We start from the raw sequence: 23,468 nt of genomic DNA on the forward strand, positions 1-23,468 counted from the left end.
TTCAGGCTTTCAGCGACCCGCTCAAAGTACCGGTTTTCGCGTCGCCATGCTGGCGCTGAGGAAAATTCACGTGTTATCGTTGCGCCTGATCGCAGCAAGAGCCCTGCGGCCAGATCTCGTATACCCACTGCGCGACCACCATTCCCTGCGCGACTTCCCCCGAAGGCGGCCGATGTTCGATTTCACCATGCTGCGCCAGCGCCGCACGCCGATTATCCTCGTCACGCTTGCTGCGCTGTTCGTGATCGTTGCCAGTCTGGTGCTGCCACGTTTCGTCACCGAGCTCGGTATCATCGTGCTTCCGCTGACCCTGCTGGCTTTCGTCGCAGTGGTGACGCTGTTCCTACTTCCGGCGCACATTCTGCCGGCCGTTGCGCTGGCCATGTTTCTGCTCATTCCGGCCCGCATTCTTCCGCAGGACGGCCCCATTGGCGCCCTTCCGCTGACCACGATGATCATCGTCGTCTGGGCCGTGCGGCGGCTGCTCACCGGCACGGCCGACCAGGCGCCCTTCGCTGCGCCGGCCCCGTTCCGGTCGGCCACCCGCTACTTCGCCCTGCTGTTCCTGGCCTGGTCACTGTTCGCGCTCGTGCGCAGCACCGATCTACAGGCGAGCCTCGGCTGGCTCATCAGCTTCAGCGCCGGGGTACTGCTCCCGCTCGCCATCGTCACAGCCAGCCGGGAGGCCTTCTGGATTCAGCGGGTCTGGCTCGTGCTCGGCGCAGTGCTCGGGGCATATGCCCTCATCGAGGGCGCGCTTCGCGCCAATCCGATCTGGGGCTCCCTGTTTTACGTGCTCGGCCTCAGCGACAGCCAGCACTGGTCGGTGTATCGCGCAACGGCATCGTTCGGGCATCCGCTCTTCGCCGGCTTGTTCTTTGCCGTGGCCTGCGCGCTCGCCATCGGCGTGTGGCTGCGAGAGAATTCACAGTCTGCCCTCGTTGCGGCCGTGTTCAGCGGGCTCGGGCTCGTCGCCACCGTCTCGCGGGGAGCCATCCTCTCCGCGGCCATCGCCATCGCCTTCGCCTACGCTGTTTCACTGGTACTGCGCGGCCACAAACGGTGGGGGAAGTTCGCCCTGCTCGCGGTGCTGATGGTCGTCGCGGTGGTCGGTCTGTTTCAGTTCGACGCCTTCACGGCCCGCAACAATTCGATCGAAGCCGAGCTGTCGTCGCAGGCGCGTGACCTCGGCGTCTGGGTGTCGCTACAGGCCGCGAACCTCACCGGCTGGATCGGATCGGGGCCGGGTACTTCGGGCATCACCGGACGCCTGTTCAACGAGGTGACCATCGAGAACTCGCTGCTGCAACTTCTCATCAGCATCGGTCTGCCCGGATTGGCGTTGTTCCTGCTCATGATCGGTTCGGCCGTAGCGCACGCGCTCTCCCGCCGGGCGGTGGGACCGGCAGCCGCCCTGGTGGCCTACACGGTGTGCATCGCCGGATTCAACGCGATCGACGCCCTGCGCCCGATGCACGTGCTGCTCGGCTGCCTGCTCATCCTGGCGCTGAATCCGACGCGAGCGGATGCCATTCCCCCGATTGAGCCCCGACAGGGCCGGGCAAAGCCGCACCCCAAACGGGGGTATGCGCGGCTATAACGCCTTCGCAACCTGCACGCTACGCTAAACCGACAGAATCTCAAGTTTCGTCGAACTTATACCGGCCCGTTAGGGGTATGGGCATGATGAAGACAGGCACGACACACATCACAGTGTTGCAGTCGTTGAGCCCGCCCGACGGCAACACCCGGTATGTCAACCAAGTGGTCGATGGCGCACCCGATGCGGTGACCATGCGCTTTTTCACCTGGCGCACCGCCCTGCTTGGCCGCTACGACGTTCTTCACGTGCACTGGCCGGAACTGCTCATTCGCGCGCCACGCCCATTGAAGGCCCGGCTGCGCCGCCTTGCGCTGTACGCGCTGCTGCTGCGGGCCCGGCTGCAGCACATTCCCATCGTGCGCACCATGCACAACCTGACCCCGCACGAAGCCGGCCACAACGCCGAAAACAGGGCCCTCGATGCGCTCGACGCCCGCACAGCCCTCGTCATCCGCCTGAACCCGACCACACCGGTGGAGCCCGAATCCCGCGCGGTCACCATCCTGCACGGCCACTATCGTGACCGCTTCAGCGGCATGCGCCGGCCCGATTCGGTGAGCGGGCGCATCCTCTATTTCGGGCTTATTCGCCCGTACAAGGGCGTCGAAACCCTGCTGCAGGTGTTTCGGGCGCTGCCAGGCCCCGATCTGACGCTGCACGTCGTGGGTCGGCCGTCGAGCGGGCTCGGCGTGATCGTCACCACTGAAGCCGCGCAGGACGCGCGCATCGGCTCGGTGCTGCGCTTCGTCTCCGACGAGGAACTGGTGGTCGAGGTCGGCGAGGCCGAGCTGGTCGTACTGCCGTACCGCGAAATGCACAATTCGGGCGTGCTGCTCGTGACGCTGTCGCTCGATCGGCCGGTACTCGTGCCGGCGACGCCGTCGAACCAGGCCCTCGCCGACGAGGTGGGGCCCGACTGGATCTACCTCTACGACGGCGAGCTCACGCCCGAGATTCTGCAGGGCACCCTCGGACGGATGCGCGCCGTCGGCTCCCGACCGCGCCCCCGGCTCGACGATCGGGACTGGAAGACTCTGGGCCTGCAGAGTTATCGAGTCTACCTGCGGGCCCTGCAGCTGACTGGGCGGAGCATCCGTTGACCGCGACCCTGCCGCCCGATGCACCCAAAATACCTGAAAAAGCCGAGAAACCGCCCTCGACCGCCGGCCTCGGTCGCACCGCCGGGCGCGGCGCGTCGACCACCCTGGTCGGCCAGCTCATTCGCATCGGCGTGCAGCTTAGCGGTATCGTCGTGCTCGGCCGGCTGCTCGACCCGAGCGACTACGGCCTGGTCGCGTCGGTCGCCGCGATCATCGGCGTCGGCGAGGTGCTGCGCAACTTCGGGCTGTCATCGGCCGCCATTGCAGTGCGCGACCTGAGCCGACACCAGAAGGACAACCTGTTCTGGATCAACAGCGTGATCGGGCTCGCACTCATGCTGCTCGCGGTGTTGTGCAGCCCGCTCATCGCCACCCTGTACGGCGACGACCGGCTCGTGCTGCTCACCCAGGTGCTCGCGGCCACTTTTCTGCTCAACGGCCTCGCCACCCAGTTTCGTGCGGACCTGAACCGCAACTTTCACTTCAAAGCCCTCGCCGGGTCGGAGATCGGCGCCCAGGTCGGCGGCCTCGCTATCGGCATCGCGATGGCGCTGAACGGTTTCGGCTATTGGGCCCTCGCCGGTCAGCAGATCAGCCAGGGCGTCCTGACCATCATCATCTTGGTTCCGATCACCCGCTGGTTTCCCGGCTGGTATCACCGCAAAGCACCCATGCGTCATTTGATCATGTTCGGGTCGAACCTCGCCGGCACCCAACTGCTCGGCTACGCCAGCCGAAACACCGACTCGATCGTGATCGGTGCGACCCTGGGTGCCGGCCCGCTCGGGCTGTACAACCGGGCGTTCCAACTGCTGCTGCTGCCGCTCAACCAGATCAACGCTCCATCCACCCGGGTGGCCCTGCCGGTGCTGGCCCGGCTGCAGGACGACCCACCAAAGTACGACCGGTTCATTCTGCTCGGGCAAATCATCATGCTGCACGCCGTCACCATCGTGCTCGCCTTCTCCTGCGCCCAGGCCTTGCCGATCATCAGCATCGCGCTTGGCAGCAACTGGCTCGGCTCCGCCCCGATTTTTCAGATTCTCGCCATTGCCGGGTTCTTCGAGGCGGCCGCCTACGCGACTTACTGGGTGTTCCTATCGAAGGACGTCACCAAGCAAAACCTGTATTTTGCCCTGTGCACCCGGCCGCTGCTCGTCGTTTTCGTGCTCCTCGGCTCGTTCTTGGGCGTCTACGGGGTCGCCGCCGGATACTCGCTCGGCGTCGCTCTGATCTGGCCGATCGGGCTGTGGTGGATCAGCCGGGTCACGAACGCCCCGGCGCGCGCGATGTTCCTAGCCGGAGTACGGGCCATCCTCGGCTACGGTTTCGCGACCGGAGTCAGCTGGGCCGCCGTACAGTGGATCCCCATCGACCTGCCGCTCGCGCGTGTCGCCCTCGGCGGTGTCGCCCTCCTCGTGGCCATCGGGGTCGTCATGCTGATCTGGCCGGTCTTTCGCCGCGACGTGCGCTCGATCACCCAGGCCCGTAGCTTCCTGCGCTCCGCCACGTCGTCGAAGACCGGCGGCCCGAACGCCGACGCCGTCCAGCTGGTGCCTGCCCGACCGCCCACCGGCCGTAAGGCGGGGCGCATCCGGCTGCGCATCATCCGCCGGCTGGACCGGGTGCTGCAGGGGCTCGCCGCGGCATCCGCTCTGCCCTATCTGTTCGATCGCGCCGCGCTGAAACGCGCCACCGACCGGCTGCGCCCATTCGATGCGCACACCGAACGGTGGCACGTACTCGTCGCCCCGCCCGGCGAGGGCAATATCGGCGACCAGGCCATGGTGGAGGCTTTTCTCGAAAACGTGCCGGGTCCGGTACAGGTTCTCGTGCGGCGGCTGGCCGACCTGCAAATTCCGTCGCAGCACGCCTGGCGCGCCCAACTCGTGCCCATTCCGCACCTGGTCTACGGTGCTGCACGGGTACATCGACAGTCCATGGCCGTGCTGGCCCCCGTGCTCGACGGCGCCCTATCGCTGACCGTGGTCGGCGCCGACATCATGGACGGTGCCTACAGTGTGCGCGCCTCCTCACGGCGAGCGGATGTCGCCAGCCTGGCCCGCAGCGTCGGCGTCGACGCGCGCATCCTCGGTTTCAGCTGGAATGGTGAGGCTGACCTCGGGGTACGGCGCTCGCTCGCCCGAGCCGGCCGGCTGGGCACCCGGTTGCAGCTGCGCGACCCGGTCTCAAGCGCCCGCGCTCGCGCCGATCGCTTCGAGAACGTAATCGACGTCGCCGATTGCGTATTCGCGGCACGCACCAGCTCCGACCTCGCCGCCACGGAATATCTGGGGCACTCACCCGCACCATACGCCGTCGTGAACGCGAGCGCGCTGGTCGGCCGAGGATTCGACCAGCCCACGGAGTACGCCCGCATCGTCACCGCGCTGCTGCGGGCCGGGCTCCGGGTCGTGCTGCTGCCCCATGTCGTGCGCTCGAGCGGCGACGACGCGGCCGCCTGCCGGGCAGTGTTCGACCGCCTGGATGGGGCTGACGGAGTCGTTCTGGTGAACCGGCTGCTCGCCCCGGCCGAGGTGCGCGGGCTCTGCGCCGGCGCCGAAATCGTACTGACCGGGCGCATGCACCTCGCCGTGCAGGCCATGTTCCACGAGGTGCCGACCGTGGCCCTATCAACCCAGGGCAAGGTCGCCGGAATGATGCGGCTCTTCGACACGCAGGAACTGTGCCTTGAGCCGGGCGTCGGCCTGGCCCAGCGCATGATTCCGGTCGCGCTCGCGGTGCTGGCCGATCGGCAGCGCTATCGCGACCGTCTGGCCGAGCGACTTCCCGAGGTGCAGCGCCTGGCAGCCCTCAACTTCGCGGCCTTGCCAGGCTCCGCACCGTCACGTACTCCTGCCCGGCACCCGACCGCTCAGTACCCGACCGCTCAGCACCCGACTCCCCACAGACGAGGCCCCGCATGACTCCCTCTTCATACACCCCGGCCGACTACGCGCGCGGGCATCCCGCGCTCCGCCGCATCCTCTTTGTGATTCCTTCCCTGCACGGGGGCGGAGCAGAGTTTGTGGCCCGCACCTGGATGGGCTGGCTCGCCGATCAGGGCTATGAGGTCAGCGTCGTGCTCACTTCGGCCGAGGTCAAGCCGGAATACCTGCCGGACGGAGTGCGAGCCGTCTCTCTTTCCGGCCAGCACGGCCACGTGCGGAAGGCCGCCGCACTGCGGCGACGACTGCTCGACTGGCAGCCCGACGCGGCGGTGTCCCTGCAGGCGCACCCGAACCTGGTGCTGCTGACCGCGGCCCGACTGGTGCCGTCGCGCCTGCGCCCCCGCGTGCTGGTGAGCGAGCGCAACCTCGTGTCGCTCGGACTGCCCGGATCAAATCTCACCCACCGGGTGAAGATCTGGTTTGCCAAGCGCCTGTACCGGTGGGCGGACCACGTGATCGCCATTTCGCATCCGGTCGCCGCCGAAATGGTCGCCGCCTTCGGGGTGCGCGGTGACCGCGTGACGGTGATCGCCAACCCGGCCACGGCCAAACTGCGCGGAACCGCACGCAGCCAGAGCGCGACCGCGGCACACGCGCAGGTTGGTGGCGACGAGTCAGGCGGTGTTGACACGATTGTGGCGCGATCGGAACGCCGCCCCGGGTCAGCCAACGGCATTCAGATCGTGTTGGCCTGTCGACTGGTGGCGCAGAAGCGTCCGCTGCTCGCGATTAAGGCCGCCGCCGAGCTCTCCCGCCGAGGCGTGCCCGTAGAGGTCGTCTCCTTCGGCGGCGGCCCGCTGCTGGGCGACGTGCAGGCTGCGGCCCGGCAGGAGAACGTGGTCTTCCACCATCGTGGCTGGGTCGAAAACTGGTTCGACCACTTCGGTGCCAATGCCGTGGCACTGCTCACGTCGAGTCGTGAAGGCTTCGGCAACGTGCTGGTCGAGGCGGCCGCAGCCGGCTATCCGTCGGTCGCCGTTTCGGGGGCGCTCGGAGTGGCGGATGCGATTGTGCCCGGCATCACGGGTGAACTCGCCTTGTCCGCGCATCCGGTGGACCTCGCCGACGCGATTCTGCGGGCGGCCGAGCTGCCGCTCGACAGCATCGAGCCGTGGCTGGCCCGCTTCTCGGAGGAGGCGAGCAGCTCCGACCTGGAACGGATTCTGCTGCGGGTCGTGCAACGCTCATGAGAATCTTCGCTTCGGCCATGGGCCAGATCGACAATGTCGGCGACACGGTACTGCGGCGCGCCTTTCTGGATGCCCTCCGCGAGGCCGGCGACCTGCAGGTGTTCGTCGGCTCGCGAGCTGATTCCTACCTGAGCGGGCTCAGCCTGCACGACGACGATCGGGTCTACCGCACGAGCGCCGAATGGCGACGCGAGATTTCACGGTCGACGCTGCGGGAAGCATCCGTTTATGCCTTCAACGCCGGGGAAATGGAACTGCAACGCGCCTACGCGCTGCGTTATCTGCGCATTGCCCCGCACCTCGCGCTCAATCGGCTGCGCGGCGGGCACGCCGTGCACGCCGGGTTCGGGGTGCGGCAGAAAACCGGCTGGCGCATTCCGGTGGCCGTGACCTTGCGATTGTGCGACCTCGTGGCCTGGCGCGACGCGTACAGCCGCAGCACGATGGGGCTCGGTCGCATCGCTCCCGACTGGGCTTTCGCCACGGGGGCAGCGGAGGCCAACCTGCTCGCGTCGACTGCTTCTCGCCCGCTGCTCGCCGTCTCGGTGCGATACAACGGGCAACGCCCCGACGACGCGTGGCTGGGCGCCCTGCGAGGTCTGGCCGACACCCTCAGACTCGAGATCGTGGCCGTGGCGCAGATCGAACGCGACGGCCCGCTCGCCGAGGAACTCGCCGCGTCGCTCGGTGGTACTGCGCTGGTCTGGGATGGTCCAGACCATGCCGAGCAGGAAGTGAAGCTGCGGGGCGTGTACCAACGGTCGCTGCTCGTGGTGACCGACCGGCTGCACGCCGCCGTGATCGGGCTCACCGAGGGCGCGCTGCCGCTCGTGATCGCCGATGCCGGCCCATCGAAAGCTGCCCGTACCCTTGACGCGGTCGGCATCAAGGGCGCAACGATCGGCTGGACGCTGCCCGACCCCGCCGCGCTCGAACGACGGGCTCGCGACGTGATCAGCCGCCGGGAGCCGATTCTGCGCCACGTCGTCGAAGCCCGCGCCTCCCTGCGCGAGCTGACCGGCTCCATTCGACGGCTCACCGAATGAACGGCGCGCACGCGGCGGGTCGGCCGGTCGTGAGCGTCATCGTGCCCGCCTACAACGCTGCCGAATTCCTGGAGGGAGCGATCGAGCGACTGCTCGGCCAGACTCTGGCCGATATCGAGATCATCGTGGTCGACGACGGGTCAACGGATGCGACGGCCACGATCGGTGCGCGGGCGGCCGCCGCGCACGCATCCGTTCACTACTTTCGGCTGGAGCAGAACGGCGGGGTCGCCCGTGCCAGGGCCCGCGCGGTATCCGAGAGCCGGGGCGAGTTCCTGTGGTTCGTCGATTGCGACGACAAGTGGTCTGATGCGGCGCTCGAAAAGCTCGTGGCGGCGGCGCGATCGACCGGTGCCGATGTGGTGGTCTGCGGCGCCGAGTACGTCCATCCCGGGCAGCGGCGCCCGCTGCCCGCGCCGACGCTGGCCGATCCGATCACCGGTGCCGAAGCCTTCAGCCTGCTGCTCGACGGCGAGCTCACCGGGCACCTCTGGAACAAGCTGTTCCGGCGTTCCCTCGCCGGCGAAATCGAGTTCACCCCAGCCCGGGTGCACTCCGACCTGGCCATGGTCGCCCAGCTCCTAGCCGCGGCCGATCGGGTCGCGTCCATCAGCGAAGTGCTCTACTCCTATGTCGTGCGCGGTGGGTCGATCATCCGCTCCGGGTCGCGCCGGGCTGAGTCGCTGCTGCTCGTGGAACAGGCGGTCACGAGCGCCGCGATCACCCTCGACACCCGCATCATCGGTTCGAACTCCTACGGCTACTTTCGGCTGCGCTACGTGCTGCTCTCCGGGCTGAAAGACGCCCTGACCGGCCCCTACGACGCCGAGGAACGCGACGAGATCGTCGCCGAGCTGCGCTCCCGCCTGACCTGGCGCCTCGTGCTGCTCGCCGCGCGCCGCCGCGACTGGAAGCGCCTCGCGTTGGCCGGTACGGCGAAGCTCAGCGTGCCACTGCACCGGCGCCTGCTGCGCATGGTTGCCAAACAGGGTTCCGCCTAGGCTGCGGTCGTCATTGAACCGTGAGTTTCGATCGCCGAGCCGTGAGCATCCGCTGGCGATCATGGCTGCCTTCCGCCACGGACTCCAGGCTGGCATATTGATCGCGGCGGCTGGCGTGCTTCTGATCGGCATCGTCGTTGGCGGCGCTACCGCCACCTGGACCGTCCGCGAGATTCTCGCCCGATCAGCACGGTGCAGGGGGCTCTGCAGTCTCTCGAGCGAAATGACGTCAAGCGAATGCCGGCTCGCGGCAGCATCCGTTCTCGCCGACAAATTTCATCGCGCGCTCATTATGGGGACTTTCACAGGAAAGTGAAACGGATTCGACTTTGGTGCTCGCTATGCTCGGGGACACAGTTCAATCCGAATAGTCCCTGCGCTGTCGGCCTCGAACGCTGAATATGTACCGCGCTACGCATCGACCCGGTCAGAGTCCGTCACGAAAGCAGCGTCAGACCGACCGACGCGCCATTTCAGATCATGAAATAAGGAGAGCCTGTCCGGATCAACGAGGTCGACCAACCGGCTCTCAGGCTCCCGCCCGCATGCGCTGCGACACGGCTCCCCCAGCGCCCGCGTCATTCGCGCACCCGCTGCAACTCGTGAACCCGACTCTCCGGAGGACTCCATCGTGCCCCTTCCCCGCAAGCTCCTGTTCCGCCACCTCCCGAGCCCCACACCCCGTGGTCGTAAGCTCTTCGCCCGAATCCTCCCAGCCAGCAAACCGCCCATCCGCCACCGCACGACGCCCGCCCGTCATGCCCTCATCGCCGTCACAGCGGTCACGGCCCTGACCCTCGCGATTCTCGCCCCCGTGATCGCGCCCAGCCCGGGAACGGCGTCCGCCGCTCCCGCCCGCACCGTCGTCGACAGCACCTCGTCGAAGATCACCTACACCGGCGCCTGGCGCAGCACGCGAAACGCCGCCGACCGCGGCGGATCCGTGCGGTTCCAGTTCAGCACCGGCAGCGCATCGATGACTTTCAGGGGAACGAGCGTCGCCTTCATCACGCGCACCACGAAGAGTTCGGGAAAAAGCACCGTCTCGATCGACGGCAAGGTCGTGGCCACCGTAAACGGCTACTCCCCGTCGACCGAACACAAGAAGAACGTCTTCAGCACAACGAGCCTGTCGAGCGGAACCCACACCATCAAGATCAGTCGAACCGGCAAGAAGGATGCCCGCTCGAGCGGCACCAACAGCATCGTCGACGCGTTTGTCGTGAACGCCACGACCTACCCGGCACCAGCACCGGCACCGGCACCGGCTCCCGCGTCGTCGCCGTCCGTGCGCCGCTACGCCGACTGCCCGGCCGCGACAACGACAGTGCGCACCGCCGATGAACTCATGGCCGCCGTCGGCCGGGCCGGCCCCGGCAGCGTCATCAGGATGGCTCCGGGCACCTACCGCGGCCAGGTCAACTTGCACGCCAACGGCACGGCAGCTGACCCGATCTGGGTCTGCGGCCCCCGCGACGCGGTGATCAACGTGGGGAGCATCCAGGACAACCACGGTATCCAGATCAAGAATTCATCGAACCTCGTGATCGCCGGCATGACCGTCACCAACAGTCTCAAGGGCATCAGTGTGATCCACAGCACGAACGTCACGATCGCCGACACCCGTGTCGACAACATCGGTTACGAGGGCATCCATCTGCGCGCGTTCACCACCGGCAGCACGGTCGTCGGCAACACCATCTCCAACACGGGAGCGCGCGACGCATCCTATGGTGAGGGCATCTACATCGGCACGTCGGAGAACAACTGGTGCGAGCAGACCAACTGTGGCCCCGATCGCACCGACGGGACGCTCGTGTTTGGCAACCAGATCAGTCGCACCGGCGCCCAGCCCATCGAAGTCAAGGAGGGCACCTCCGACGGCGTCATTCGCGACAATGTGATCGACGGAGCCAATGCCATGAGCAATGCCGAAGAGTGGATCAAGGTCAAGGGCAACGACTGGAATATCGACGGCAACCAGGGCACTAACAGCCCCCTGCACGGCTTCGCGGTCAACGGGAGTGTCGCCGGCTGGGGCCTGCGCAATACCTTTACCGACAACTCGGGCGCCGTGAACGCCAGCGGCTACGCCTTCTTCATCCACGAGAAGGGCAGCAAGGGCTCCAGCGACACCGTGGTGTCGTGCTCGAACTCGGTCACCCGCGCCGCCGAGGGATTCTCCAATCTCGCCTGCACCAGGTAGTACCCTCTTCGCGCAGCCCAACTCCATCACGCGGTAGTTGCGCCAGTACGCGGGAGTTTCGGTCTGACCAGAACTCACGCGCCACACGACACGCTGGACCTGTGCCAGTACGCGGGAGTGCGCCTCCCGCGTACTGGCACATCTCCAGCGCAGGGTGAAATGGCGCAGCGCCCGCGCACCGACGCGGCCGCCCCAGCCCTCCCGACCCTCAGCGCGCTTCGCCAGCGGCCTGAGGTCTCGCTTTTGCGCGGGACAACTGCGGGTGACAACATTTCAAGAGCTTCAAAATTACTCTAGGCACCTTCACAGTAATGACGTAGGGCGCCGCCAGCGACCGCTCTTGACTACGCAAAATCCGCACCCCCCACTCGCGGGGCAGACCCCACAATGGGCAATAGCACTGGTCAGGGCTAAATCTGGAAGTCTTCTCAGTTTATTTCGTCGGGATGGTCGTCGGGATCAGCGGGTCTCTTGCGCGCGCTCGCGCGCGAGGAGCCCGCCGCGCCCCCGTGAATTATGCCCACAAACCCATTTACACACGGGTAACGCGCAGCAGCTCGGACGCTAATTGACGAAGTGAGACCGGCAACAAACTGCCCGGCATCACAAACATCATGCGCGTCGGGATCCTCTCGGGTTCACGGACGTAACCACGCTGTCCATGAACATCCGGAAGGTCCCAAATGCTGTTCCCCCGCTTTTCACGACGTGCCACCATCGCGGCCGTCGTTATCGCCGCGTTGATTCCCCTCACCGCCATCCTTCCCGTCGGAGTCGCATCGGCCTCCGCCGCAACGACGCCCGCCGGCACGACGGTCATCGACAGTACCTCCGCCCGGGTCAAGTACTCGGGCACGTGGCGTACCACCGGCTCGCCGTCCGACCACGGCGCGTCCGTACAGTTCGCCTCGGCCACGTCAAGCGCCTCCCTCACCTTCACCGGGTCGACGGTGGCCTACGTCGCCCGTCTAACGAGCAGCTCGGGCACGAGCACCATCGCGATCGACGGCAAGACCGTGGCCACGGTAAGCGGCTACTCAGCCACCACCCAATACCAGCAGAGCCTTTTCAGCACCTCGAACCTCTCGAACGGAACGCACACCATCACGGTCAGCCGCACCGGCCAGAAGGATGCCCGTTCGGCCGGCACCAGCAGTATCATCGACGCTTTCGTCACCCTGACTCCGGCTAGCGCAACCACTTCAACCCCGGCATCCGCGCCGGCCGCCAGCACTGCCCTCGTCGCCACGACGGCCGCGGTAGACACTCCGACCGGCTCGACCACTTTCGACAGTGAGTCCGCGTCGGTCAAGTACGCCGGTACCTGGCGCACCTCGGGTTCGGCCAACGACTCCGGGGGATCCGTACGATTCTCGACCGAAACCAGCAACGCCTCGTTCACCTTTCAGGGCACGAGCGTGGCCTTCATCACCCGCCTGACCAGCAGCTCCGGCACGAGCAACGTGTCCATCGACGGCAAGATCGTTGCCACAGTCAACGGTTACTCAGCGACGACCGCCTACAAACAGAAGGCGTTCAGCACGACGAGCCTGTCGGCGGGCACGCACACCATCACGGTGACCCGCACCGGCCAGAAAGATGCCCGCTCCACCGGTACCAGCAGCATCGTCGACGCTTTCATCGTGGCGGCCGTACCGAGCACCGCGCCGAGCCCGGCACCGATCAGCACCCATCGCTACGCCGACTGCCCCGCCGCAACTGTCACCGTGACAACGGCTCGGGAGCTCATGGCCGCCGTTCAGCAGGCCACGCCCGGAACCGTCATCAAGATGGCTCCCGGAACCTACAACGAGCAGATCGACATGACCGCGAACGGAACAGCTTCCAACCCGATCTGGGTCTGCGGACCGCGCAGCGCCGTGGTCAACGCCGGCAGCATCCAGAACGACCACGGCATCCAGATCTCGAACTCCTCCAACCTCGTGATCGCCGGCATGACCGTCACCAACAGCCTCAAGGGCATCAGCGTGATCCGCAGCAGCAACGTCACCATCGCCGACACGCTCGTCGACAACATCGGCTATGAGGGCATCCACCTGCGTGCATTCACCACCGACAGCAAGGTCGTCGGCAACACCATCAAGAACACCGGCAAGCGCGACCCGTTCTACGGCGAAGGCATCTACATCGGTACCTCCGAGAACAACTGGTGTGCCCAGACCAGCTGCCAGCCCGACCGCACCGACCGCACGCTGCTCATGGCCAACAACATCAGCCTGACCGGAGCCCAGCCGATCGAGGTCAAGGAGGGCACCTCCGCCGGAATCATCCGCGACAACGTCATCGACGGCACGGCCGCCATGCCGCGCGCCGAGGAATGGGTCAAGGTCAAGGGGAACGACTGGAGCATTTACAACAACGAGGGCAAGAACAGCACCGTGCACGGCTTCGCGGTCAACGGAAGCGTCGCCGGCTGGGGCCTGCGCAACACGTTCTACGGCAATACCGCTCCGGTCGGCGCCGCCGGCTACGGCTTCTTCATTCACGAGCAGGGCAGCAAGGGCGCCAGCGGCACCAGAGTCTACTGCTCGAACACCGTCACGGCTGCTGGCTCAGGTTTCTCGAACCTGGCGTGTGTTTCTTAGCCACCCGGTCTGATCGACGGTCGAGCGCAGCCACCCAGCTGCGCTCGACCAGCGGAAAGACAGCGGCTGCCGAGTAGGTGGTCTCAAAGGCGGATCTGGCCAGATCCGCCTTTTTGGCCCGCCAGGCGGCATCCGCTATCGCGTGCCGCAGGGCCTCCTCGAGCGAATCAAGGTCGTCGGGTTCGACGATCACCCCCACGCCGTTGGCGAGCACGGCCGGCACGCCGCCCACCCTGGTCGCGACCACGCAGTTGCGGCGGGCCATGGCTTCGAGAATGAACATGGGCATCGCCTCGTCGCGGGAAGGCAGCACCGCGATCGACGACCGTTCGAGCAACTTCATCAGCGCCTCGTGGCTGAGCGCACCCACGAATGCGCCCCGGGTGAGCGGTACCGCGGGCTGGTCGGCAAGGGGGCCGGCAATGACGAGTCGCCAAAGCGGATGCTCGGGCGCGAGCCGCTGCCACGCCGCCACGAGCAGGTCGACACCCTTGCGTTTACTGACCGCTCCGCCGAACACCACGAGGGGTTCGATCTCGCGGTGCACACCGTCGGCGACCGCGTTCGGCACGAGTACAACGCGTTCCCCCGGCACGAACTCGGCAGCCGCGGCGCGCGACTCGGCCGAGAGGGTGAGCACCACGTCAGCCGCGCGCAGGACCCGCCCAACCAGGCCGGGGCGTTTCTGCGCGAAGTCGGCGAAGGAACTGCCGTGCAGCTGGGCCACCGTCGCAAACCCGCGGGCGTGGGCGAGGGCGAGCAACGTGCCCTCGCGCGCGAAGGATCCGCCCTGCGACAGGTGCGCGATCACGACGGTGCGTTCGGGATCGGCCAGCCGCAGCACCTTCCAGAAAGCGGATGCAGCGAGCGAGACCGCCCGAACCCCGCCACTGCCGTCACGCGACGCGACCATGCGCAGGTCGAAGTCGGCGAAGGAATGCGCCAGGTAACCGTTGACGACCTGGCTCATGCCACCGGCGACCTCGCCGCTGCGCCCGATATGCACGGCCAGCAGCCGTTCGGCCTGCCGTACGATCGACGCAGACAGGGCCGGCACCACGGCCGAAACGGAGGTCTGGGGCACAGGGACGGGAAGATGAACGAGACTCGGCGCGATGCCGACCCGACCGGACTCGATCGGCTCTGGTTCACCGCACACTGTTTCCCCGCGTGCAACACTCGGCGGCACGGCGTCGAGCGGCTGCGTATCTCCCGCTTCGGCGAGGCTCACCGAACGCTCTCGCTCGTCAGCACCTGGTCGAGTAGGCGGCGTACGGTCTGCAATTCCTGCTGCGCCTCGGCCAGTCCGGCCAGAATGGCTTCGCGGCGGCCCAGCAGGTTCTGAAGCCGTGCGGCGATCTCTTCGGCAGTCAAGCCGCCGCTGGCAATGCTCACGTCGTGCAGCCCGGCGGCAGCGAAGTGTCGGGCGATCTTGTCGGATTTGGCCGCGTCTGAATTTGCGCTGACGAGCAGTGCGGCCGGAACCGCGCCCTCGGTGAGGGCGCCCACGAGTACGTGCAGGCGATCACTCACGGCGACTGCCGCCCGCCGATACAGGGCGCGCAGGCGTTGTTCCTGGTCGTCGTGCCCTGTACCGTTCCAGCGCAACGCCTGACCGCCTAGGTCGGCGGCCAGCTGGCCGCACTTTTCGTCATCGCGCACTACCTGGGTGACGCACCAGATGTCGAGGCCGTTGTCGGCCGCGACGGCACGCACCCCGGCGAGCCAGGCCGGGCTCGGGTAGTCGAGGTCGGAGCGCATCGACACGACGAGCACGTCGCGCACCCCATCCGGCAGGTCGCTGACACTGGCAAAGGCCAGGTCGGGCATGATGCCACCCTGCCCGAGATAGCCGGCCGTCGCCGCGTCCCGCCACAACGACACGTTGGACAGCGCGATCGACGGCCCCATCAGGGCCCGCGGCAATGGTGCGAAATTGCGGCTGCCCACGCCGACGCGGGCGACGCGGCCGTGCCGGGCGCGAACGAGAGCGAGTACCGGCAGCATGGCGAGGTGCTCTTTCATGCCGACCAGGGTGAGTTGGATCTCGCCCGGTTTGAACACGTAGGAGGCCCGGCCGCGCGCGGCACTCGCGAGCGCCGCCGCATACCAGCGGCGAAACGAGCGGTACTGCACGTCGTCCGGGGTGAGGCCGAGGCCCTCGGCGTACCCGTCGGGTGCCTCGCCGACGTAAACGTGCAGCGGGCCGCTCGCCCGCAACCAGTCGAGCAATTGGCGGCGCAGCAGAATGTCGCCGATATTGTCGTACTGACCGCGGGCCGGCACGTAGATCTCCCGCAGAATTGGCTCGCGCAGCATCCGCTGCTTCGCCGCTCGCTGCCTCATCGGTCACTGGGCAGTGGAATGCGCACTCCGGTGTCGATGGCGCGGCCGGCAGCGAAGCGGATGACGTCGGCCGTCAGGTCCGGCGCGTCAACGGCCCGTGCGACGCCAAGGTACTCGGCGAGTTCGGCGATCTGCATCTGGTGATCGTCGACGTGTTCGCCGCGGTGCTTGCGGCGGGTCACGATCACCGGGAAGATACCCATTTCGAGCAGCCCCATGAAGGTGCCCACACCGGCATGGGTGATCACAACGTCGGCGTTCAGCGCGGCGTCGATGAACTGCGCGGTCGGCATCATCTGGTGCACCTGGCCGGGAAGATCGGTGCGATTGGTGGTGAACCCGAGCTGCCACTCGGTGCGCTCGTCGGCCAGGCCGCTCGCGAGCACGGCGTCGACGAGGGAGTCGAATCGGTAGCCTTCGATGGTGCCGAGGGTGACGAAGAGGCTGGGCCGCTCCGGCGCGGGTCGGATCAGCGAATGGTAGGTGGAGAGCACGCTCGGGTGGGTCCTCCAGCGGTTCGAAGCCCACGCTGGGTGCTGGGTGCGCACGCTGACCAGGTGGCTGGCGGCGAGCATCCGCCCGCTGAGCGATGGGCCCTCGACGCGGGAGACGCTCTCGATGTACAGGCTCGGCACGCCGCTGATCGCGGCCTGCGGGAGGGCGGCGACGGCGAGGCCGGCGCCGGTGCTCACGGCGCCCTCAAAGGTTTCGTGCTTGAGCACGCGGCGGACGATGCCGGCCGCCCGCATCATGCCGAGGTAGTCCCTGGGGCGCACGTATGGCACGTGGATGCGGCGTCGGCCGGCCAGAAGGGAGCGGCTCTGCATGGAATCAAAGGTGACCCAGAGCGAACTCGGTGAGGCGCCGAGGCCTGGCGCCAGCCGCACTAGCTGGGCCAGGTGCCCGCCGGTCGAGGCGACGAGCAGAAGCTTCCGCTGCGTGGAGGGCGACGGATCTATCGGGTAGGACGAGTGCACGGACACTGAGGCTCCCTTCGGGTAAAGCCTTGTAGAACTGATTCGAACGTGCGTCTTCGAACGTGCGTCACACAGATGGAACGGGTCAGCTACCAGGTGACGCGCTGTTGGGTGGGGACATCTGCCGGTGCAGACTCGCCGTCGGACGGGGTGGAACGGCCGGGGTCGCTTGGGCGGGCCTCGACGACTGGGGTAACACGGGGTGCCGGGCGGGTCGTCACCGCGAAGCCTCCGTCACGCACGAGCGCATCGGGTCCGCGGGTGGGAACCATGGCGAGAACGACACCGAGCGGAGTCGTGCCGACCGCTTCGAGGGCGTCGAAGGCGGCAAGAAGCTCGGGTTCGCGCACCCGATTCGCGCCGACGACCAGGATGGTGCCGCCGGTCCAGCGGCTGAGCACGGCGGCGTCGGTCACCGCGAGCACCGGGGGGGAATCGATGAGCACGTAGTCGTAACTGCTGCTGAGTACGTCGAGCACGGTGCCCATGGCGGTCGATCCGAGCAGTTCGCTTGGGTTGCTGGGGATCTTGCCCGATGGCAGCACGGTGAGCGGATGCTGCGCACCCCACGATTGCAACGATTCCTTGAGCTGCACGTCACCGACGAGCACGTCGGTCAGGCCACGGTCAGCGTCGAGGCCGAGATAGTCGGCCAGGCGGGGCGTGCGCAGGTCGGCGTCGATCACGGCAACGGTCGCGCCGCTCTCGGCCAGCACGATCGCAAGGTTCACGAGGGTCGTGGTCTTGCCCTCCCCGGACACCGACGAGGTCACCACGAGGCTGCGGCGGCTGGTATCGGCGTCGGCGAACTCGAGGTTGGTGCGCAGCACCCGGAACGCTTCCGCGCGGGGGGTGCTCGCGCCGTCGGGCGAGATGATCGGCGCGGCGCGGGCTTCCAGCGGTATGCCGCCGAGCACGGGAACGAGGGTGAATCGCTCGATGTCGTCGCGGTTGTAGATGCGGCGGTCGAGCAGCCCGAGGATGAGCGCGGTCACCAGACCGACCAGCAGGCCGATGAGCAGGCCGACGGCGAGGTTCAGGTAGAGCTGGGGCAGCGCGGGGTCGTCGGGGGCGACGGCGGGGTCGAGCACTCCGACGGTGACCGGGCTCGCCCCGCCGTTGGCGGGCGTTTCCAACTGGTTGACGACGACGTCGGTGAAGCTCTCCGAGACGGCCTGTGCGAGCTGCTGGGCGGCATCCGCTGTGGAAGCGAGCGCGGCGATTTCGATGACGGCCGAGCCGGGATCGGTCGTGGCCGTGACCCGCTGGGCTAGGTCGACGGCGCTCTCGTTGAGGTTCAGGCTCGTAATGACCGGGTCAAGCACGCGCGGGGACGTGGCGACATCGAGGTAATACGGCAGCTTCTGCACCACGAAATTGTTACCCTGCACGAGGTCGCCGGGAGTGGACCCATTTTGAATCTGCGCGGCCACGAACACCCGGGTGGAGGCTTGGTACTGCACGGGCGTCAGCAGCGCAGCTGCCGCTCCACCGACCAGGCCGAGCAGGACGAACGCAACGATGAGAATCCATCTTTTTCGCAGAATTCGGGCCAGTCGTTTCAGTTCCATACGTGCTTCTCCCCGCAGGCTTGACGCGTCGTGCTTCGGGTGCACGACGACAGAAACCTATGTTGGCATAAAATTCCTCACTTTTGGAGCACGAGTATTGAGGATTTAATCAGCTCGTGGTGAGGAATTAACCAAATTGTCGATTAGAAACTGACGAATGCTCGCCCGGGTGACCTCGTCGAGCAGCTCCAATGCGTGTCGTTCACCGGGTTTCACATCGAGCGTGACGGGCACGCCGACCGCTTTGAGGGCAACCGCCATGGCCTGGCCCTGTTCGAGGGGAACAAGTTCTTTTTTCGACATGGCGATGTAGAACGGCGGGTCAGTTTTGTCGACGGAGTACAACGGCGACGCCTGGCGGGCATCCGGACAGGCTCGAAAATCGTCGCAGCCGAGGTATTGCAGGATCGAGGCGATCGCCATTTTCGACGGGTCACCGAGCAGGAGTCCCCGCTCGGTGAGGTCAACCGCTGGCGACATGGCCACGACCGCGGCGACCCGGTCACCGCCCGTGAGGCTGCCCGTGCCGTTGGTGCCGATCGAGGAGGCGATGATCGCGCCCGCCGAGCTGCCGAACAGCCCGATGCGTTCGGGGTCGATGCCGAACTCTTCGATCTGGGCCGGGCCGCGCAACCATTCGAGCGCGTTGGTGACGTCATCCACCTGCGCCGGATAGGCAAATTTCGGAGCGAGTCTGTAGTCCACGGCGAACGCCGCAATGCCGCTATCGGCCAGTTCGGTGCACAGGGCGGTCATGCCACCGAAGTCTTTCGAGCCACTGTCGAATCCGCCGCCGTGGATGAGGATCATCGCTGCGACGGGCGCCGACTTGCTTCTCGGCAGGCAGGCGTTCAGGTAGAGCTTCTCGCCGCTCGCATTGCCGTATTGCAGGTCGTTCTGCATGACGACCGTGTCGCGGTAAGCGTCGGCGACGGGCGTTGTCGGGGTGGCGGAGCATCCGCTTAGCACCAACCCAACACCGAGAAGGACAACGGCCAGCAGCCCAGCGGACGCCGCGAGCAGGCGGGATTTCTTCACAACAGGTCTCCGTTCTGATGAGCCCGACGCGAGCCCGCTTTGGTCTGGCGTTTGCGAAACGGGCTGACCCAGAGAAAGGAGAACCGGCGCAGGAGCTTGGCGAGGTACAGCGAGGCGACGAGCACGATGGCCGCGAGCAAAAAGGGTAGGGCGTTGCCGGCGCGTTGCAGCCAGAACGATTCGGAGAACGGTGCGAGCAGCGCGAGGGCGCTGGCCACGAGAAACAGATGCAGCAGGTAGATCTGAAAACTGTATTGGCCGAGCGTGTTCATGAAGTTCAGCCATTTCACCCGCACCAGAAGGGTGGCCAGGGCCACGCCCATCGCGACGGCGACCGCGCTTTCGAGCAGGATCAGGCCGGGAATCCGGGACAGGTGCAGGAGCACGAGCGCCACGGCCAGGCCGACGTAGACGACGACGAGCACGACGGCGTGCCACGCGCGTACCCGGGCGGCCAGGCGGTACACCGTGTGGGGAAAGTAGACGGCGATGATGAAGAAGATGAAGTTGGCGGCGACGCGGTCCCAGCCGACGTTGTCGAGGTCGAGTGCTCCCGGCGTCGTCGACAACACGGCCACCGCACCGGCGAGGCCCAACTGCACGGTGACCGGCACTTTACGCAGCAGCCACGCGAGCAGGGTGAACACGGCCAGGGCCCAGATGAACCAATAGCTGCTGGTGGGCCACACCGGCAGCAGCACAATGTTGAACAGGTCGGTCGGGGAGCGTTCGGTGCCGCGCAGGTGCGGCACGACGAGGTAGAACACGACGCGAATGACCGACCACAGAAGGTACAGGTAGAGCAGGGTAAGCAGGCGGCGGCGCCAGAGATCTTTCAGGTTCCAGGTGAGCATGCGCCGGGCGGTGAGCCCGGCGATGAAGAAGAACACCGGCATCGGAAAGTAGCTGAGCAGCAGGCGCAGCCGCGGGGTACTGCCGGCCAGCCCGAAGTCGCTGAGGAACAACGACGAGTGGTAGAGCACGACGAGAATGATCGCCGCGCCCTTGGCGAAGTTGATCCACTCGCGATTCTCGGCCCGTATCTCATTCACAAGCGAAATGTACACGAGAAAATCTCAATACGGTATCTCGGTGGAGCGATCTAGGGGTCGTAGGCCTCGAGAGTGTCGGTCTGAAAGGCCTGCTGCAGGGGGGCCAGCGCTCCGGTGTCGATGGTGACGATCGACTGCCCGTTGGGGGACCTGCCGGTGCCGCTCGTTGGCAGGGTGAAGAACGTGAGGTCGCTCCCGTGCAGGTCACGCAGCTGCAGTTCGAGACCGGTGAGGTAGGCGAAGTCGAGGCCGTCGTCCACTGCGATCCACGGGGTGACCGCCTCGATCAGATTGGCGACGGTGGCCGGATTGGTCACGGTCCTGGAACTCATGACGGTACTCAGCATGGCCTTGAAGAAACGCTGCTGGTTGCGCACCCTGGTGAAGTCGCCGTCGGCGAAGGCGTAGCGTTCCCGCGCGTAGGCGAGCGCCTCGGCGCCGGTGACGACCTGCTTGCCGACGGCGAAGGTGTGCCCCTTGAGCTTGGAGGACGCGAACGCGACCGGGTTGTCTATTTCGACGCCGCCGAGGGCATCCGTTATGGCTTGGAAACCCTCGAAGTCAAGCACAGCGACATGATCGATGCGCGTCTTGATCAGGCTTTCGACGGTTTCAACAGCGAGCGGTACCCCGCCCCAGGAAAGCGCGGCGTTGATCTTGGCCTGGCCGTGACCGGGAATCTCCAACCAGCTGTCGCGCAGAATTGACATGACCCAGACCCCCTCCCGGTTGGCCGGAATGTGCACAACCATGATCACGTCGGAACGCTGGCCGGTGAGGTCCGCGATCGACTCGTTGTGCGCGCCGCGACTGTCGGAGCCGAGCACGAGGATGTTCTGGGCCTTGGCGACCTCGCCGACACTCGCTGGCGGGCGCACACTGGCGGGAGGGAAAACCGTACTGATGGTTGCGACCCCGTCGTCGAAGAAGCGACTGAGTTTGTAGGCGCCGACCCCGCCGGCTCCGGCGCTGAGAAGAACGAGCGAGAGCACGCTGCCGAGTACGATTCTCCAGCCTTTACTGCGGCGCTGGTGTCGGAGTGCATGTGGCACGGTACTGCCTCCTGCTACCGCCTTCGGGTGCGGTGTGCATACCGTAGGCCGGTCTCCCATTCAGCGGAATAGGGTGACGCCCGGTAAGCCCCGTACTGGGGGTAAAAACACTACTTTGCCAGCCGCAGTGCACCCGTCGCGGACTGGGCGCTCACCATCCCGCAAAACACCTGCAATTTCACCCCGGCTCGAGAAATACCCCGGAACCATGCGGATGAACGATCTCCTGTTCAGAAATTGCAGGAGCCATGCCGGACGCGGCGGTCAGACGGTGACGTAGCGGGGAATCAGGTCTTCGAGCAGGGCTGCGGTGTCCGGCCAGCCCTCGACGGCGATGCACTCCACCCCGAGCGCCTTGACCGGGTAGTCGTTGCCGTTCTCGTCGAGGCGATCGCCGACGAACAGCATGTCGTCGAGGTCGACACCGGTGAGCTCGGCCAGGCGCTTCATTCCGTAGGCCTTGTCGATGCCCTGACGGGTGATATCAACGGATGTCGACCCGCCGGACCGCACCTCGAGATCGGGCAGCAGTGCCTGCACGGCCTCACGCAGGGTATTCTTCTTCTCTCCGCTCGGGTCCCAGGCGATCTTGGCGGCAACCGGGGCGGCCTGCCCGAGTGCGGAGAAGGTGATCTGGGAGCCGCGGTCTTCAAGGATCGGTCCCCAGGTGTCGTTCTCCCAGTAGCCGAGGCGGCGCGCGGTCTGCTCGACAGCCTCGAGGGCCGTGGCCTTCTGGTCGTCGCTGAGGTTCTCGGCGTAGACCTGGGCCCAGCCCTGGGCGTCGGCGCGGTAGTACTGGGTGCCACAGGTGGGCATGAGGTGCAGGCGGGCGAGGGCCTCCGCGCTGATTCCCGGCAGGTTGTTGATGATCTGCGCCTGGAATTGACCGAACTGGCCGCCGGAGATGACACAGACTTCGGTGACGTTGAGCAACTTAACGAGCAGGTCGATCATGGTCGGGTCGAGGGCGGATTTGGACGGCGCGAGCGTATCGTCTAGATCGAAGGCCACCAGGCGGGGAAGAGTAGGCATCAGGCCACTCTATCGGCGCTGGAGACTTGTTAGCCTGAGCGGGTGCGCACTGACTTTGACCCCCGAGACCTGCCCCGCCGCGATTTCTATCGCCTCTTGAATTCGCTCGTGGTGCCGCGGCCGATCGCGTGGGTGTCGAGCCGGTCGGCGGCGGGGGTCGACAACCTGGCGCCGCATTCTTTCTTCACCGTCGCCTCCGTTTCGCCGGCCATCGTGCAGTTCACCTCGGTGGGGGTAAAGGACACCGTGCGCAATATCCTCGCGACCAGGGATTTCGTGGTGAACTTCACGCCGGAATCGCTCTTTGATGAGGTCAACGCGACCGGCACCGATTTTGGGCCGGCAGAGAGCGAGTTCGACCGCGCCGGGCTCACCCGGGAGCCGAGCGTCACCGTGGCATCGATGCGGGTCGCCGAGTCCCCCGCGGCGATCGAATGCCGCCTGCACTCGACGCTGGAGCTCGGCGACTGCACGCTCGTGTTCGGGGAGGTGACGCACGTGGCGGTGGCGTCTGCGGTGCTGGACGGGGCGCATCCGCTCATTGAGAAGTTGCGCCCCCTGTCACGCCTGGGCCTCGACGAGTGGGCAACCATCGGCGACGTCAAGGAGATCAAACGCATTCGCGCGAGCGAATGGCCGCGCGACTTTCGGCCGCGCGAGCACTGAATTCACGATTCGCAAGCGGATGCCGCGCCGC

Annotated in this window: 18 protein-coding genes; 10 read left to right on the forward strand and 8 right to left on the reverse strand. The window is 66.4% G+C overall.

Annotation, left to right across the window (positions count from 1 at the left end):
- The first annotated feature begins 172 nt into the window (after positions 1 to 172).
- The 9 genes from E3T47_RS06130 (at position 173) to E3T47_RS06170 (ending at position 13,703) form a co-directional block, all read left to right on the forward strand.
- Positions 173 to 1,600 carry a hypothetical protein gene (locus tag E3T47_RS06130; protein ID WP_134555269.1) on the forward strand — a complete coding sequence of 476 codons (1,428 nt, stop codon included), beginning with the start codon at positions 173 to 175 and terminating at the stop codon, positions 1,598 to 1,600.
- Between the two features lie 83 nt (positions 1,601 to 1,683).
- Positions 1,684 to 2,703, forward strand: coding sequence for a glycosyltransferase family protein (locus E3T47_RS06135; protein WP_166805633.1), 1,020 nt, complete (start codon positions 1,684 to 1,686; stop codon positions 2,701 to 2,703).
- Positions 2,700 to 5,630, forward strand: coding sequence for an oligosaccharide flippase family protein (locus E3T47_RS15830; RefSeq protein ID WP_166805634.1), 2,931 nt, complete (start codon positions 2,700 to 2,702; stop codon positions 5,628 to 5,630). Before E3T47_RS06135 ends, E3T47_RS15830 begins: the two co-directional genes overlap by 4 nt.
- Positions 5,627 to 6,844, forward strand: coding sequence for a glycosyltransferase (locus E3T47_RS06145; RefSeq protein WP_134555271.1), 1,218 nt, complete (start codon positions 5,627 to 5,629; stop codon positions 6,842 to 6,844). Before E3T47_RS15830 ends, E3T47_RS06145 begins: the two co-directional genes overlap by 4 nt.
- Positions 6,841 to 7,890: a polysaccharide pyruvyl transferase family protein gene (locus tag E3T47_RS06150; protein ID WP_134555272.1), complete on the forward strand. Its 1,050-nt coding sequence runs from the start codon at positions 6,841 to 6,843 to the stop codon at positions 7,888 to 7,890. Before E3T47_RS06145 ends, E3T47_RS06150 begins: the two co-directional genes overlap by 4 nt.
- Positions 7,887 to 8,891 carry a glycosyltransferase family 2 protein gene (locus E3T47_RS06155; RefSeq protein WP_134555273.1) on the forward strand — a complete coding sequence of 335 codons (1,005 nt, stop codon included), beginning with the start codon at positions 7,887 to 7,889 and terminating at the stop codon, positions 8,889 to 8,891. Before E3T47_RS06150 ends, E3T47_RS06155 begins: the two co-directional genes overlap by 4 nt.
- A 61-nt stretch (positions 8,892 to 8,952) precedes the next feature.
- On the forward strand, positions 8,953 to 9,207 hold the full coding sequence (locus E3T47_RS06160) for a hypothetical protein (RefSeq protein WP_134555274.1): 255 nt from the start codon (positions 8,953 to 8,955) through the stop codon (positions 9,205 to 9,207).
- Between the two features lie 315 nt (positions 9,208 to 9,522).
- Positions 9,523 to 11,097 (forward strand): right-handed parallel beta-helix repeat-containing protein, encoded by a 1,575-nt coding sequence (locus E3T47_RS06165; protein WP_134555275.1) that lies wholly within the window; start codon positions 9,523 to 9,525, stop codon positions 11,095 to 11,097.
- A 683-nt stretch (positions 11,098 to 11,780) separates the two neighbouring features.
- The gene (locus E3T47_RS06170; protein WP_134555276.1) at positions 11,781 to 13,703 is read left to right on the forward strand and encodes a right-handed parallel beta-helix repeat-containing protein; all 1,923 of its coding nucleotides are present in this window, start codon (positions 11,781 to 11,783) and stop codon (positions 13,701 to 13,703) included.
- Here the strand turns inward: E3T47_RS06170 and E3T47_RS06175 are convergent.
- The 8 genes from E3T47_RS06175 to E3T47_RS06210 all read right to left on the reverse strand — a co-directional run bounded on the left by E3T47_RS06175 (position 13,657) and on the right by E3T47_RS06210 (position 22,771).
- Positions 13,657 to 14,934, reverse strand: coding sequence for a glycosyltransferase family 4 protein (locus E3T47_RS06175; protein WP_134555277.1), 1,278 nt, complete (start codon positions 14,932 to 14,934; stop codon positions 13,657 to 13,659). The two genes, E3T47_RS06170 and E3T47_RS06175, sit on opposite strands and share 47 nt — an antisense overlap.
- Positions 14,931 to 16,049 (reverse strand): polysaccharide pyruvyl transferase family protein, encoded by a 1,119-nt coding sequence (locus tag E3T47_RS06180; RefSeq protein ID WP_134555278.1) that lies wholly within the window; start codon positions 16,047 to 16,049, stop codon positions 14,931 to 14,933. The genes E3T47_RS06175 and E3T47_RS06180 overlap by 4 nt, the downstream gene beginning before the upstream one ends.
- On the reverse strand, positions 16,046 to 17,032 hold the full coding sequence (locus E3T47_RS06185; protein ID WP_198416599.1) for a glycosyltransferase: 987 nt from the start codon (positions 17,030 to 17,032) through the stop codon (positions 16,046 to 16,048). Before E3T47_RS06185 ends, E3T47_RS06180 begins: the two co-directional genes overlap by 4 nt.
- 83 nt (positions 17,033 to 17,115) lie before the next feature.
- On the reverse strand, positions 17,116 to 18,597 hold the full coding sequence (locus tag E3T47_RS06190; protein ID WP_134555279.1) for a tyrosine-protein kinase domain-containing protein: 1,482 nt from the start codon (positions 18,595 to 18,597) through the stop codon (positions 17,116 to 17,118).
- Between the two features lie 105 nt (positions 18,598 to 18,702).
- The gene (locus E3T47_RS06195) at positions 18,703 to 19,635 is read right to left on the reverse strand and encodes an alpha/beta hydrolase (RefSeq protein WP_134555280.1); all 933 of its coding nucleotides are present in this window, start codon (positions 19,633 to 19,635) and stop codon (positions 18,703 to 18,705) included.
- Positions 19,632 to 20,687, reverse strand: coding sequence for an acyltransferase family protein (locus E3T47_RS06200; RefSeq protein WP_166805635.1), 1,056 nt, complete (start codon positions 20,685 to 20,687; stop codon positions 19,632 to 19,634). Before E3T47_RS06200 ends, E3T47_RS06195 begins: the two co-directional genes overlap by 4 nt.
- A gap of 50 nt (positions 20,688 to 20,737) precedes the next feature.
- A complete protein-coding gene (locus tag E3T47_RS06205; protein ID WP_166805636.1) occupies positions 20,738 to 21,739 on the reverse strand; it encodes an LCP family protein in 1,002 nt (333 codons plus the stop codon).
- Between the two features lie 264 nt (positions 21,740 to 22,003).
- Complete coding sequence (locus E3T47_RS06210; RefSeq protein ID WP_134555283.1) at positions 22,004 to 22,771, reverse strand: HAD-IIB family hydrolase; 768 nt, start codon at positions 22,769 to 22,771, stop codon at positions 22,004 to 22,006.
- Positions 22,772 to 22,813: 42 nt separating this feature from the next.
- Between E3T47_RS06210 and E3T47_RS06215 the strand changes: the two genes are divergently transcribed.
- Positions 22,814 to 23,437, forward strand: a complete 624-nt coding sequence (locus E3T47_RS06215; RefSeq protein WP_134555284.1) for a flavin reductase family protein — start codon at positions 22,814 to 22,816, stop codon at positions 23,435 to 23,437.
- Positions 23,438 to 23,468 lie beyond the last annotated feature (31 nt).

This window comes from Cryobacterium ruanii (assembly GCF_004404055.1).
Taxonomy (GTDB): Bacteria; Actinomycetota; Actinomycetes; order Actinomycetales; family Microbacteriaceae; genus Cryobacterium; species Cryobacterium ruanii.